We start from the raw sequence: 14,294 nt of genomic DNA, 5'->3' as shown, positions 1-14,294 counted from the left end.
GACTGAAATCGCCTTATATCACGCGCTTGGAGCGCTACCTGCCCCGAAAACTACCCATGAATTTTTCTGACGAGGCGGTTTTTTTACGAAGCCCCAACATCTAAATGGTGATCGTCCTCTAACAAAACTGTGAACGCGTCGGCGGTCACCGGGCGGCTGAAGAGATAGCCTTGCATCGTGTTACATTTGTATTCTCGAAGTAGTGAAAGATGTGCCAACTCCTCTACACCCTCGGCAACCACCTCCATATCAAGCTGGTGCCCCAGTTCCACAATTGCACGTACGATAGCGCGATCAGACGGATCGACGTCCATATGGCGTATAAATGACTGGTCTATTTTCAAGGTCTGAACAGGAAAACGTTTCAGATAAGCCAATGAGGAAAATCCAGTGCCGAAATCATCAATAGCCAGGTTTACGTTCAGGGCACGCAGCTGCTCCATGATTTCAATCGCAGCAGCCCCCGCCATGGCTACGCCTTCAGTAATTTCCAGTTCCAGGCACTTTGGATCAAGATCAGTCTCACGAAGAATCTGCGCAACAAGTTGAGGAAGATCATGGTTAAATTGCCGTGCTGAGATATTAACGGCGATGGTCATGGGTGACAAACCATTGGATTGCCAGAGCGAATTCTGCTGGCATGCACTACGCAAAATCCATTCGCCAATAACATTAATGCTGCCTGTCTCTTCAGCAAGTGGGATGAATTCCGCCGGTGAGATCATGCCTCGCCGGGAATGCGCCCAGCGCACCAATGCTTCTGCACCTGTAATTCTGCCACTTTGCAGATTAACCTTTGGTTGATAATATACTATGAGTTCATTATTGGATATTGCATGGCGTAGCTCATGGGAAAGCTCCAGGCGCAACAGTGCATTGGAATTCATTTCTGACTGATAAACACCAAAACCATCGCCACCTTTTTCACTGATGCTGCGCATCGCGCTTTCAGAATTTCTGAGAAGTTGCACCATGTCTTCCCCATGCTCCGGGTAGTATGCCAGGCCGACACTTAAGGTCAGGGACAAGGCGCGTTTATCCACCAGCAATGGTTCACTCATCGCTCTGCGCAAAAGTGTGTCTAGTTGTTTTATGAAGGCCATATCACTATTGGCAGCAAGAATCACAAAGTGGTCACCTTCAAGTCGATACAACGTAATTTTTGCATCGGTATCCATGGTTTCGAGGTAATGCCTGAGACGTATTGCCAGTGCATTAATCAATTGATCACCGGCAATATGCCCCAGACTCTCGGACACCATACGAAACCGATCAACGTTGACCATTGCAATGATTGCGTTTAATCCATGTGATTTCCCCGAAAACAAAACTCTTGCATAATCTTCCAGGCCGCGCCGGTTAGGTAACCCGGTTAGCGGGTCGTGGTAAGCGAGAAACTCATTATATCGCTCGGCGGTTCGACGCTCTGTAATATCCTGCAGGTAAACATGATAAGTATCAAAATCCTCAAGATACTGTAATGTACAAAAAATAATATGTGTTGCCACATTGTACTCAAACCGTAGTAAAGAGGATTTTTTGACTCGCATTGCCGCGATCTTATCAGGCAAGTCAGATGGCAATAATACATCGGCACCAGGCATACCAGGCGCGATACTACGGTGCATTGCAAGTGCCGCCGGATTGGCAAAGACAATCTTGCCCCGTGCATCAAGCTGGAAAACAGGATTGGGATTGCGTTCAGGAAACAGCGCAAGCAGACGGCGTGCACGTGCATCGGACAGATGTTGATATGCGTAATGGCCGAAAAACAGTGCCAGAACAAAGATCACCGCACTTACCGCGACAACCGAATAAAACATGTCTGCCGTTGCGCGCGATACCATATTTCCATGTCTGGTCACCCGGCTTTCGACTACCTGCACAAAGTGATCTAAGCGGTTATTCAGGGACAGGGAAACCAGTGCAACTTCACTCAGTATGCGGCGCGCTTCGTCCCAATCAACCCGGCCTGACGTAAGCACCTGATCAAGTTGTTCAGCCAGTTCCTGTAATATTGCATGTTCTTCGTGCAGTATGCTGATATCCGGATGAGCAGGGAATGTGATTCTCAGCCACTTCATCCCTTCATTGACAAGCCTGACGTTATCTTTGTAGGCACGAACATATGCTGCTCGATCAGTATCTGCATAATACCTGTACAGAATGGGTTCGCGGGCGATGACTGCCTCTCTCAGATCGGCAATGATGCGAAGACCGGGGATCTCCTGCTCATCCAATAACAGTATTTCATCACGCACGTCCTGTCCCTGCTGGTAGACATAGATGGATAATACGGACCCCAGCACCAGCACCAGTATATAAATCACAAACAACCAATGGCGACCGAAACTCATGACATCACCTTCATTTGTTCAAAGTTGCGCGTCGATTTAACACCGGACTGCAATGATGTCAGCGGCTTCCATGCACTGTTTTTAATTTGCATCAACATACATGGCACATACTGTGTCTTCAGCATCAATCACAAAGGTATCTGTCGCAGATATGATATAAGACCTCTCACCGCCGTGTTGGAACAAGCCCTGGCTGTGTTGTTTGTACATAATCAATCATTTGCGGATTAATCCCGATATACAGAGAATACGTTTTGGCATTTTTTTGACGCATCTTCGGCCCGGTTTCTCACCTGCCGGCATTCCTGATATGACCGCTATGTTGACTTTTTGTTCAGCATTATTTTGTTGCATATAAACCGGTCGCTATAACAATGCATCTACAGCCAGGCATGAAACCATGGTCGCGAATATATTAAATCGCCTGCATGCCTGCAATTACATAATCAGCGAGCGGCCAAGGCCGAGCGGCTTCAGCTGCGAGGCGTCTTGCGAGTAACGTTTTTAATCTTGACTTGCCTGCTTGTTACTCCCCTCTCCCTCAAGGGCCCCGCCACAACTGCTGCCTTGCCCGGCGGAGCAACCATAACAATGATCGGCAATGGCGATGGGCCGGCCTTGCAATGCGTTGGCGATCATATCACGAATGTGCGGCCGGGGATGACCGGCGTCCGTCAACGGCAGGTTGAGCATCTGGTTAAAGTCGCAGTCATAGACATAGCCTTGCCAGTCGATGTTGATAAGCGTGCGACACATCACCTGTTGTAGGTTCGTATCCTGGTGCGCAGCCTTGAGCAATTGCATGTAGCCGGCAAACTGGCCCCTGGAGATCAGGGTACTGCCGAAACGCTGGATGGGCAGGTTGGTTATGGTGAACAGATGATTAAAACCAATGCCTTGTTTGGCCAGTTCCCGTTTGTAATCAGCCTCCAACTGCGCCTGCGGCGGCGGCAAAAAAGGTCCGGTGGGGTTATAGACCAGGTTCAGGAATAAACCACTATCGGCCTTACCATAGCCCAGGCTATTGAGTTGGTGCAGGGCCGCGATACTGCTGGCGTAAACGCCGTCACCGCGTTGGCTGTTGACGTTTTCTTCCTGGTAACAGGGTAACGAGGCTATGATCTCGACTTCATGGTGTGCCAGAAACGCTGCCAGATCCTCCTGTTCCGGTTCCTGTAAAATAGTGAGATTGCAGCGATCGATCACATGCAGCCCGAGCGCCCTGGCCTGCTCGACCAGGTAACGAAAATGGGGGTTGAGTTCCGGCGCACCGCCGGTGATATCCAGGGTCTCGAGCTGATTGGTCTGGAGAAAGCGCAGTATCTCGTCGACGGTTTCTCGTTGCATGACTTCCTTACGAGTAGGGCCTGCATTGACATGGCAATGCAGGCAAGCCTGATTGCAGCGGTAACCGAGGTTGACCTGCAAGGTCGTCAGCCCGTCTCGCGTCAGGGCCGGGAAGTCACTCTCTTGTAACAGGGGTAAGGTGGCGTGCATCGAAATACCTTTGGCTCAATTAATGTTATGGACGGACGCGTCCCGCATGCGCTTGTCCAGGTAAACCGCCAGGAAACCACCCCATGGCAGTCCACCGGGCAACAGGCTTTCCATCACCCGGGCCAGGGGGCCGCCTGTGGGGAAAAAGATTGCGCTGTTAAAACGGATACTCGCCGGTGTAATACCGGCCGTTGCCAGCCAGTTTATCACATCCCTGCGAGCGTCCCAGCGGGCGCCGGCATACGCACCGTGCCCGGCTTTTTGCCGATACAACAGGCTGTGACGATTCAATAGGCCTAATATGATGCCGTGCTTGCTGACCCGCCACATTTCCTGCAGCGCGGTGACCTGGTCGGAAACAAAACACAGGCTGGTAACGGCGCTGCAATAGTCAAAATGGTGATCGGCAAACGGCAAGCTTTCAGCGACGGCCTCAATATAGTCAATGCCCGCAGACTGCCGGCGTGCATAGGCCAACATCTCCGCTTCGGGATCCAGGCCGGTGACCGTCAACCCGGCCTGCCGGAAACGACGACTGAAGTGACCGCTGCCGCAACCGACATCCAGCAGAGTACTACCCACCGGGGGCCGCAGCAGTTTCATCATCAACGCAAACTCTTGAGCACTAATCCATTGGCCGCGGGGGGTGTGATACCAGTTGTCATACTCTGCCGGGTTGATCTGCATCGTTTAACCCGGCAGGCGTTGCAGCCAGCGCACCAGTCGCCGGGTTAACGGACTGAACAGCCGGGACGTATAGGCGGAATTCACTGCCCGCCGGTGGATCTGCGCCAGCGTCGGGTAGGCGTGAATGGCGGCGGAGATATCACTTATTTTCATCCGCGTTTGCATCGCCAGCACGATCTCATGGACGAGTTCACCGGCATGCGGTCCGAGGATGGAAGCGCCCAGGATCCTGCCCTTGTGGGTGACCAGCTTGGTCATACCCGCGGTTTCCACTTCGGTCAGTGCCCGATCGACATCCTTGAATTCAAAACGCAGCACCGTGGGTTCGATGCCCTGCTCCCGCGCCTGTTGTTCTGTCAGACCCACGCGTGCCAGCTCGGGATCAGTGTAGGTCACCCACGGCACCACCCGGTAATCGGTTTTTTTCGGAAAGCGGAACACGGCGTTACTGATGACGATGCCCGCCTGGTATTCGGCCATGTGCGTGAAGGGATACGGACCGCAGACGTCACCACAGGCATAGATATGCTTTTGCGAGGTGCGCATGCGCCGATCCACGCTGATGCCCGTTGGCGTGACCTCCACACCGGCGGCGTCCAGTCCAAGCTTGTCGATATTGGGCTTGCGCCCCGCCGCTACGAGTATCGTGTCGGCGACCAATTGCCGGTTGCCATCGCACATCACGATGCGCTGCTCGCCTTCCCGGCTGACCCGCTCTGCATTGGTCGAGGTAAGGATCGTCATACCCTCTGCCGTCAGCTGGTCTTGCAGGGCACCGCTGATCTCGGGGTCTTCCTGCGCCAGGATATGCGCTGCGCGTTGCACCACCGTCACTTCGCTGCCGAGTCGTTGAAAGGCCTGACCCATCTCCAGACCGATGGGACCGCCGCCCAGCACCACCAGACGCCGTGGCAGACTGCGCAGGGAAAACACATCCAGGTTGGTGAGATAGCCGGCCTCCTCCAGTCCATCGATGGGCGGAATAAACGGCCTGGAACCCGTGGCAATGACGAAACGCCGGCCGCGGATCACTTGCTCATTGACCTGTACTGTATGCGGATCGGTAAACCTGGCCGCGCCAAAGATCACCTCACAACCATAGCTGCGGAAACGCTCGGGATCATCATGCTGCTGGATGTGATCGATCACCGTTTGTACATGGTCATTGACCTTGCCCAGGTCAACCTCAGGCTCGATTGCCGGCAGGCCGTAGTCCTTGCCACGCCGCATCAGCGACGCCACCTTGGCGGCATGGATCAGCGTCTTGCTGGGCACGCAACCATGATGCAGGCAATCACCACCGAGCTTGTCTTCCTTTTCGATCAGGGTGACCTTCAAGCCCAGTTGTGCAGCAACACTGGCGACCACCAGTCCGCCGGCACCACCACCGATTATCACCATCTCTCGCTCAGTCATCACCCGCTCCTTGAATATCATGTGGAATACCCGCACGCAGCGGGATTTGTTTATTAAAGACCATGTAATTTATTGGTGTCTCGTTGTCGTAACCGATGCGTTGCCGGCGTGCCTCGGCAAGCAGGTGATACCTTACCTCGGCCTCCACCTTCACCGTTTCGCTGCCGTCGGCAACTATCAGTTCATAGTGGCGAGGCTGCCAGCGCGGCAGGCGCGTGTCCCATAGATCAACAATAAACGGTCGCCACATGACCGTGCGTTTTATCGTATGCGTCTGTTCATCCAGCACACGCCCCTGGCCATCCAGCAAGCGCAAGTGTACCGTCAAGTGACGATCCGGTGTGCCCGTGGGGACGTAGTGGGCAGCGCCGGTATTGGCCAGGGTCAGGCGGAAGCGCCGTTGGTTATTTTCTATCTGTTCTGCCTCGATAAACTCGATGGTCAGGGCTTTTCGTACCATGTCAGGATCATGGCCGCCGCGCCAGAGATGCCGCCGCGTCATGCGCTCGACACCGCCTGCGACCAGCGGTCGCATGACCATAGGCATATGACACTGGACACAACCCAGCGCACGGGTATCGCCGGCTATGATTTCACCGCTATTACCGGCTGGCGCCAGCGTCTGGCGGAGGGTTTCCGGGGCGCTACCCGCATCAATGCCGACATCGGTTTCGTTTTCCTCCATCAGTTTCAACAAATACGCTATATCCTGTTTGTCGGGCGTCGCCGCCAGGGAGCTTTCGATCTCTGCGACGGTGCCACAGGGCGGAAAACGGAAAAACGTATCCCAACGGTCCCCCTCCACCACGTGGCAACGCACGCAGACCTGGTTTGGGTCCTGCAGTTGCTGCACCGGATGGGGCGCGTCGCGCGTGCCGAGGACACCGACGATCTTTCCCTCGCGGTAGTGACAGGCGGCACAGGTTACGCCTTCATGCTGGAGTTTCGGATCAAACCCCGGATTGTCCGCAAGGACGGGGTCCCACTTGTCCTTGTCGCGATAGCCCAACACCTTGCGCGGCAACTGCCGGTCGAGCGGGGTATGGCAAAGGCGACAACTGTGTTGCGCGTCATCAAACTGCCAGTCCGTCTGGAAATACGGATCGGTCCAGGCCTGGGCATGAATCGTTGTCTGCCACTCCTCGTAAAAGTCCTGATGGCAGGCTGCGCACTCGGTAGCGCCCAACTTGCCCAGCACAGGCGGCGTCTGTGAAGTATCGATCGGCCAGGCAAAGCGGTCATCGACAACAAAGATATTCATGGGCCGGATGAACCTCCACGCCAGAAACCCGATCAGCACAATGGCGAGGGTCAGCAATATAACAGACTTCCTCTTCATGACTCCACCCCGTGTATCGCACCTGTCCGTGACGGCACGGTTTGCCGGAAATATAGCCAAACACTACTGATGCCCGGCGATTCGTTCACGCGGCTTATTCCCACTCCATCTCGCGATAGACAGCGTGCGCGTTGGGTCCCTTGAGATCATCAAAAAACTGGAGATAACTGAATTTTGATTGATTGATCATATTTACCGATTCGAGGCCCATGCCGTTCTCTATGAGGGCCGCGGCCCCCTCTCGCAGGGTAACGAGATAATCGTATGTGTCGGCCCGTGCCCGTTCGAGATCGGTGGCGTGACCGTGACCGGGCACCACGTATTTGGGTTGCAGGGCGGCCATGGCCTCGAAGGCCTCGACCCAGCTTTTTGATTTGGATACCGAACTGACCGACAGGATCCGCTCCACATAAACGATATCCCCACTGAACACGACCTTCTTCTCCGGCAGCCATACATAGGTATCGCCCGGTGTATGAGCCATGCCGGGATGGTGTAACTGGAACTGTGTTCCCCCAAGGGTTAGTTCATGCCGGGCATCGAAGGTTTCATCGGCATAGGCCGGTTGTGTCCTCGCCATGCCTTGCTCACCTACCAGTCTGTCCAGGGTGCTCAACTGATCGTTAACGCGTTTTTTCTGATCCGCCACAGCGGCCTTGCTGGCAATAATGCGCGCGCCCTGCTGCCTGAAATAATCGTTACCCAGCCAGCGGTGATCCTGTCCACCCGTATTGATAACAATCTTTACCGGCTTGTCGGTAATGCTTTTGATCGCACGGTGGATCTGTTGCGCCCCTTTGTAGCTGCCGCCGGCATCGATCAAGACCGCGCCTTCCTTTGTCACCACCAGTCCGAAGGTGGCGTTGTTGCCAAGATTCTCCGCATCACGCTGGCTGATAGCACCGACGAGGGCATAAACATCATCGCTGACCTTTTGCACTTCAAGCTCAGCCGCAACCAGCGGACCGGTTCCGAATGTGGCCACCAGCATAGCCAACATAAATACTACACGTCGTAACATCGCACTTCTCCTTATAACTCTATCGTGAATAACCAGTATTTCTCATAGGCGAGCTGATTCACTCGACCGGGTATGCCTTCCGGTTCCAGTCAGTCATGCCGCCCTTGACCACATGCACATCGGCAAAACCCTTTTTCGCCAGCAATAACGCCGCCTTCGCCGAGCGCCGGTCGGTGCGGCAAACAATAGCAATCGGGTGCTCCAGCCTGTCGGAAAGTTCGTCAAGCCGGCTCGCCAGTTCCTCGAGAGGGATATTGACTGCGTTCGTGATATGCCCCTGCTCGCCGATAAACTCGTCCGTGCTGCGCACATCGAGCACCAGAATATCTGCATGGTCATCCAGTCTTTGTTTCAGGCTTTCGACTGTCATCATCGGCCCGCGCCGCAGACGCCCGATAAGACCAGGCAGGAAACCGACCACGGCCAGCAAGGCCAGCGCCAGCATGATTTTCTGGATCAGACCTTCACCGCCGGCAACGGCCTCGCGGCCGGCATAACCGAGATAGGTATAGGCAATGGCACCGGGCAGCATGCACAGATACGAGGCAATGATGTAATGCGACAGTTTGATACGCGTCAGGCCCAGGGCATAGTTCAACAGGTTGAAGGGGAACAGTGGCACCAGGCGCACAAAGGCGACGAAGCGCCAGCCCTCGCCCTCCACACCCTCTTTCAGTTGTTTCAGGCGACCGCCGGTCTTGCGTTCCACCCAGCCGGCGGCCAGGTAGCGCGCAATCAGAAACGCCAGTGTTGCGCCGAGGGTCGCGCCAGTCAGGTTATAGAACGTTCCCAGTACCGGTCCGAAGATCGCGCCGCCCGCCAGGGTGAGCACCGAACCCGGCAGAAAAAACACCGTGCCGAGCGCATAGACGAGCATAAACAGCACCGGACCGGCGGCACCGGCCTCATCCACCCACTGTTCCAATGCCGCCGCATCGAAGAGGTCACGGTAGATGACCGCCAGCGTGATCCCGACGATCACCATGAGCAACAAGGCATACCTGAATAACTTACCCTTCATTATCATCACCCCATTGACGACGATTGATGGTATAGCCACTGATTTTGCCTATGAAGGGTAGCAGCAACATACCGGGCAACCAGGATACCTGTCTGGTGGTTCGATATTTGTGAATGCCGATAGTCATGCCTTCATGGCCGGCACGCGGTTGATCGTGGTAGGTGCCCAGCAAGCGATCCCACCAGGGCAGACTAAAGCCAAAGTTGCTATTGGCCTCGTCGTCTTCCACCGAGTGATGCACGCGATGCATGTCCGGCGTGACCACAAACCAGCGTAACACCCTGTCCAGGCCGAGGGGCATACGTACATTACTGTGGTTAAACATGGCCGTGGCATTGAGCGCTATCTCGAAGATCACTACCGCAATGACCGGCGGACCGAGCACAACGATGGTGGCGAACTTGATCAGCATCGAAAGAATGATCTCGAGGGGATGAAAGCGGGCGCCGGTGGTGACATCAAAGTCCAGATCGGCGTGATGCATACGATGCAGACGCCACAGGGCCGGCACCGCGTGCACCATGACATGCTGCAGGTAGATGATGAAGTCCATGGCCACCACGGATACCACTACCGCCACCCAGAAAGGGATCTCATAATAATTGAAAATCCCCCAGCCCTGGGCGCCGGCGAAGGCCGCCACGCCCACGGCCGCGGCCGGGAAAATCACGCGCAGCAAAAAACTATTGAAGAACACCAGGCCCAGGTTATTCGCCCAGCGCACGGTCTTCGACACGGTCAGGGTGCGCCTCGGCGCAACGTACTCCCACAAGGCCATGAGCCCGAGAACGCCGAAAAAGAACCCCATGCGGATGACCACTTCATTGGTTGCTACAAACTCATTGATGTCCATTCTCTCACCTCGTTGTTCATTGACGCAGGCGCGTTGCGGCTCTGCAGTGTCATGCTATACTGAATACATGCCTTAATTAATCAAGTGATTAGTTGAATACTATACTAGTAGAATCCATGACAATGTCAACCACAAATTTCAAACACGATCTTTTTAATCAATTCGCCCGCGTGGGCAAGGCCCTGGCTAGCGGTAACCGTCTGGAATTACTGGAATTTATTGCCCAGGGCGAACGCAGCGTAGACGAACTCAGCAAGGTGGCAGGCCTAACCATGGCCAATACCTCCCAGCATTTGCAGCAGCTCCGCCAGGCCGGTCTGGTCGCCACACGCAAGCAAGGGCTGAAGGTTTATTACCGCCTGAGCGGCGACGATGTAATTAGGTTACTGGATGCCTTACGCGTTGTCGCCGAACGCCACGTCGCGGATGTGGAGCGCCTCGTCAACACCTACCTGACCGTCAAGGATAGCCTGGAGCCGATACCGCGCGCGGAATTACTGTCTCGTGTCCGCGACGGGCTGGTGACGGTGCTGGACGTACGCCCCGCCGAGGAATACGCCGCCGGTCATGTACCCGGTGCCGTCAATATTCCAATATCGGAACTGGAACAGCGACTCGAAGAACTTGGCAAGGGTCAGGAAATCGTCGCCTACTGCCGCGGCCCCCACTGTGTGCTGGCCTTCGACGCGGTCGCCCGCCTGCGTGAAAAGGGTCTCAAGGCGCGGCGCCTGGAAGACGGCTACCCGGAGTGGCTGGCGGAGGGACTGCCGGTAGAGCATCAGGAAGAGACAAAAAAGGACGCCTGAACCTTTCTCGAAGCCCGTCCTCCATTCAGGGATAAATGCATGCTGCGGGGTGGCTCAGCCGGGCGCGCCTTTTTTCATTTTTTCTGCTGACAGCTCCACGCTAAGGAACCCCATCCGCCGCTCGCCAGCGGCGGGCGGCCATCATTCCCAGCGCCATATCATCCGGATCACCGCCGCTGATCAGCTGCAGCTGACCCAAGGCCTCTTTCATCCATTGTGCGCGGCGTGTCGGGGGCAAAACATCATCTGGCACCCCGGAGGACCGGGCTGGTCCCGTGAGCAACCAGGCAAGTATGCCGTGGGTGTGCGACTCGGTCCAGGGTTCCAGCGCCGGATCCAGACGCTCGGCAAAACCTCCCAGCTCCTCGCTATAATACGTTGCGACATGTTCCAGCAAGCGGGCACCATGCCGCGCTGCTTGTTCATCGCCACTGTTTGCGTAATACATCCACCATGCGGCCGCCGGCCAGACCTGGGCGGGCAAATAACCCGCCAGTTGCGCTTCACCGCCTTCCGGACGGAAATGGTAATAGCCCCCATCGGGGTGCCCCAGATTTTCATCCAGCCCTGCCAGGGCAATAGCCGCCCACTGCAGATAGCGAGGTTCTTCCAAAGCCTTGGCAGCCCGTATCAGGGCAATAATCGCCTGGCCGCTGACATGAGCATATTGCACCCGTTCCACCCAGGGCGGTGGGCGCTTTACGCGTTCAGCCGGGGGAGTCGCATAATAGTCGGCATCCGAGTATTGGCTGCCCCAGAATGACCGATGCTCCGCCTCCCACAGATGGGTCTCAAGATAATCAAGCGACTTGCGTATCACCCGGGCATCTGATTCACGTCCCAACAGCGCATAGGCATCGGCAAATAACCAGATGAGCTGGGCATTGAGTCCCAGTACCTTGGACGTCTCCACTCCGGTTGCAGGATTGGGATTATCTGGTCATAAAAAAAGAAAAACCCGCCGTCCACCGGATCGTACAAATCCTCCCGCAGAACATCCAGCATGCCAGGGATGCGCTCCGACCATTCCGGCTCGTAGAGCAGTAACCGATAGGTCATGGGCTGCGGCCGTTTACTCAAGGTTCCCACTATCGAGGCACCGCTGAGACGCTTCTGCGTGGGATTGTAGGTCTCCTCCAGGAATGCCAGAAACTGTTCCGGGTCCGCATCCAGTAACCCTTCCAGCCCTCTCGGCACGGCAGCGGCGGTGGTGATTTGCGTGGCCGTCTCTGCCAGTAACGCCTGAAGGTCCGCCGGGCTCACATGGCCGGTAAAACGTGCCAGCGGTTCGCCCGATGCATCCATCAACACGGTAAAGGGCAGCCCCCGCCCTCCCAGCCGCGTAAAAAGATCACGGCGCTGATCCACATTTACCAACACAGGCACGAAATCTCTCTCGATGGCGGCCACCGTTTCTGGTTGTTCAAGCGTTTCCGCCTGGTACTGGCGACACCAGCTACACCACTCTCCATGGAAATAGACGAACAGGGCTCGCTTCTGGCGCCGCCCCTGTTCGCGCGCCTGCCCAGTCAATAGCCGAGCCATGGGGATAGTCGCCCGTCGTGCCGCTAGATGATGGTGCTGTGCCTGTGGGCATCCTTTCCCCGCTCAGCCAGAACCACACGCCGAGAACCAGCACGATGAACAGGGCTACCATGAGGTAGATGGCATAACGTTTCATAATCCCGGGACCAGTCTTAACCGTCTAAAAAGAAACCAGGCTCTTCCTCAATCTATCAGTGGGTTTGCTGCGGTCTGTCGGACTTTCATCCTGAATCCGACAGACCCCCAGGTTAAATCGATGGATGAGAAGACGTTATACGGAAAGATACCGGCTATCATGCCCCCCTGGTATTTCAGTGCCCTTTTCTTTCATTAAGCCAGGCGCAGCTGTTTACTGGTCAATACTGTGTTTGAACTGGTACGCCAGAACGAGACTGTGCAAGAACGGGTAGCGGCATTTTGATACTATCGAAACCTGTTTCCGACGAGCACTCCAGGCCGTTCGGTCAAACCGTGAACTCGGCCGATAAGGTTCCGAAGGCCCCGGCTGCATTTCTTAATGAACAGTATATGGTGAGGAGCAACACTCATTCGAGAACCTGCACAGGTCGTGTTGAGTCAGATTTCGATGCTACTCGAATGACGAATAGCCGCCCGATAGAATTTCATTAATTCTCCATAACATAAAAATAAAAAAACGCGGATTCAAGTTACTGGTGCAACTTGTGAACCATAGGGTCATATAAATCATAGGTTCGGACTGACTTTATTTTCAAAAATTTGTGTCAATAAAAAGGGCATATAAATGCTCCTATATGCCCCTGTCGCTGTTGTTTGGAAGGTGCTTATTCCTTATGGCGCCGTATAATATTGTTGGTTGACACGGTCAATGCCGCACTCCAGGGTTTCAAACCAGTCCAGGAACCTATCGACCATCTCATTGCCCTTGAAGGGACGGCCATGTTGGGGAACGATCATTTCCACATCCATTTCACGTATCATATTTACCCATAGTCGGCAGACTTTGTTTGACACCATATAACGTTGGTGAAAGCCCAGCATTTTTTTCACGTGTTTTTCAAAATCCCGCACCGGCTGTTCGGGCTCCGAATCCACCAGTGAGGCGCCCACGTCACCCGAGAAAAGAATCTTGCTAATGGGATCATAGAAATGAAAGTTGCCCACTGAATGCAAAAAGTGGGCGGGGATAGCCTTGATTATGGAATGCCCCATGGGGATATTCATGCCCTGATCGGGGATGGCTATCATGCGACCCTCAGCCTTCTCTTTCATATAGCCAGGTATCAGGTGCGGGATAAAGCGTTCCCAAAGCTGGGAGATAACGATTTTTGCCTCGCTGTATATTAACCACTTATCCAAAGACGACACAATATCCGGATCCTGATGAGTAGCGATGACATATTCGATATCCTTGACTTTCACATATTTGGTTATGGCCATACTCAACGGCATATAGGTCAGGTCGCCACCGGGATCAAAGATCGCGGAGTGGCCTTCATGGATAATCACCATCTGATTGGATTGAATGCCTTCACCTTTGACCAGATCAGTAAAGGTGAGAACCATATGATCATCATTTTCAAACAATATATTTGCATGCACGGGACTATTAACTCCTACACCGTAAGGCAGTGGCCCATTATCGAAAAGATTGTTTGCTGAATCTTTCGGAATAACAGCACAAATACCTTAATATTTGGCTCTTCCCCAGATGTGGTGGGTAAGATTTACCGTATAACACCATCAGGATAAAGATCCAGTCCGCCAAGGTGA

At 54.5% G+C, this 14,294-nt stretch carries 12 protein-coding genes; 1 reads left to right on the top strand and 11 read right to left on the bottom strand.

Going from position 1 to position 14,294, the window contains the following annotated elements:
- Positions 1 to 83 precede the first annotated feature (83 nt).
- The 8 genes from RQ738_RS11040 to RQ738_RS11005 all read right to left on the bottom strand — a co-directional run bounded on the left by RQ738_RS11040 (position 84) and on the right by RQ738_RS11005 (position 10,191).
- Complete coding sequence (locus RQ738_RS11040; RefSeq protein ID WP_314165254.1) at positions 84 to 2,357, bottom strand: bifunctional diguanylate cyclase/phosphodiesterase; 2,274 nt, start codon at positions 2,355 to 2,357, stop codon at positions 84 to 86.
- Positions 2,358 to 2,861: 504 nt separating this feature from the next.
- Positions 2,862 to 3,854 (bottom strand): arsenosugar biosynthesis radical SAM (seleno)protein ArsS, encoded by a 993-nt coding sequence (gene arsS, locus RQ738_RS11035; protein WP_314165252.1) that lies wholly within the window; start codon positions 3,852 to 3,854, stop codon positions 2,862 to 2,864.
- A gap of 15 nt (positions 3,855 to 3,869) precedes the next feature.
- The gene (locus tag RQ738_RS11030) at positions 3,870 to 4,460 is read right to left on the bottom strand and encodes a class I SAM-dependent methyltransferase (protein ID WP_314165251.1); all 591 of its coding nucleotides are present in this window, start codon (positions 4,458 to 4,460) and stop codon (positions 3,870 to 3,872) included.
- Between the two features lie 84 nt (positions 4,461 to 4,544).
- Positions 4,545 to 5,957, bottom strand: a complete 1,413-nt coding sequence (locus RQ738_RS11025; protein ID WP_314165250.1) for a mercuric reductase — start codon at positions 5,955 to 5,957, stop codon at positions 4,545 to 4,547.
- Positions 5,950 to 7,296 carry a hypothetical protein gene (locus RQ738_RS11020; RefSeq protein WP_314165248.1) on the bottom strand — a complete coding sequence of 449 codons (1,347 nt, stop codon included), beginning with the start codon at positions 7,294 to 7,296 and terminating at the stop codon, positions 5,950 to 5,952. Before RQ738_RS11020 ends, RQ738_RS11025 begins: the two co-directional genes overlap by 8 nt.
- A 94-nt stretch (positions 7,297 to 7,390) precedes the next feature.
- Positions 7,391 to 8,317 carry an MBL fold metallo-hydrolase gene (locus RQ738_RS11015; RefSeq protein WP_314165247.1) on the bottom strand — a complete coding sequence of 309 codons (927 nt, stop codon included), beginning with the start codon at positions 8,315 to 8,317 and terminating at the stop codon, positions 7,391 to 7,393.
- Between the two features lie 58 nt (positions 8,318 to 8,375).
- Complete coding sequence (locus tag RQ738_RS11010) at positions 8,376 to 9,338, bottom strand: VTT domain-containing protein (RefSeq protein ID WP_314165246.1); 963 nt, start codon at positions 9,336 to 9,338, stop codon at positions 8,376 to 8,378.
- Positions 9,328 to 10,191, bottom strand: coding sequence for a sterol desaturase family protein (locus RQ738_RS11005; protein ID WP_314165244.1), 864 nt, complete (start codon positions 10,189 to 10,191; stop codon positions 9,328 to 9,330). Before RQ738_RS11005 ends, RQ738_RS11010 begins: the two co-directional genes overlap by 11 nt.
- Before the next feature lie 122 nt (positions 10,192 to 10,313).
- Here RQ738_RS11005 and RQ738_RS11000 point away from each other — a divergent pair, with 122 nt between their 5' ends.
- Positions 10,314 to 10,997 carry a metalloregulator ArsR/SmtB family transcription factor gene (locus RQ738_RS11000; RefSeq protein ID WP_314165243.1) on the top strand — a complete coding sequence of 228 codons (684 nt, stop codon included), beginning with the start codon at positions 10,314 to 10,316 and terminating at the stop codon, positions 10,995 to 10,997.
- A 100-nt stretch (positions 10,998 to 11,097) separates the two neighbouring features.
- Here the strand turns inward: RQ738_RS11000 and RQ738_RS10995 are convergent, their stop codons facing one another.
- From RQ738_RS10995 to RQ738_RS10985, 3 genes are all read right to left on the bottom strand, one after another.
- Entirely contained in the window at positions 11,098 to 11,910 is an 813-nt protein-coding gene (locus RQ738_RS10995; RefSeq protein ID WP_314165242.1) for a hypothetical protein, read from the bottom strand.
- Positions 11,814 to 12,542, bottom strand: coding sequence for a thioredoxin family protein (locus tag RQ738_RS10990; protein WP_314165241.1), 729 nt, complete (start codon positions 12,540 to 12,542; stop codon positions 11,814 to 11,816). The genes RQ738_RS10995 and RQ738_RS10990 overlap by 97 nt, the downstream gene beginning before the upstream one ends.
- Positions 12,543 to 13,352: 810 nt before the next feature.
- On the bottom strand, positions 13,353 to 14,108 hold the full coding sequence (locus tag RQ738_RS10985; RefSeq protein ID WP_314165239.1) for an MBL fold metallo-hydrolase: 756 nt from the start codon (positions 14,106 to 14,108) through the stop codon (positions 13,353 to 13,355).
- Positions 14,109 to 14,294: the final 186 nt, after the last annotated feature.

Source organism: Sulfuriflexus sp., from assembly GCF_032250955.1.
Taxonomy (GTDB): Bacteria; Pseudomonadota; Gammaproteobacteria; order AKS1; family AKS1; genus Sulfuriflexus.
Note: the sequence above shows the minus strand (reverse complement) of the source record. Positions and strands in the feature narration are given on the sequence as shown.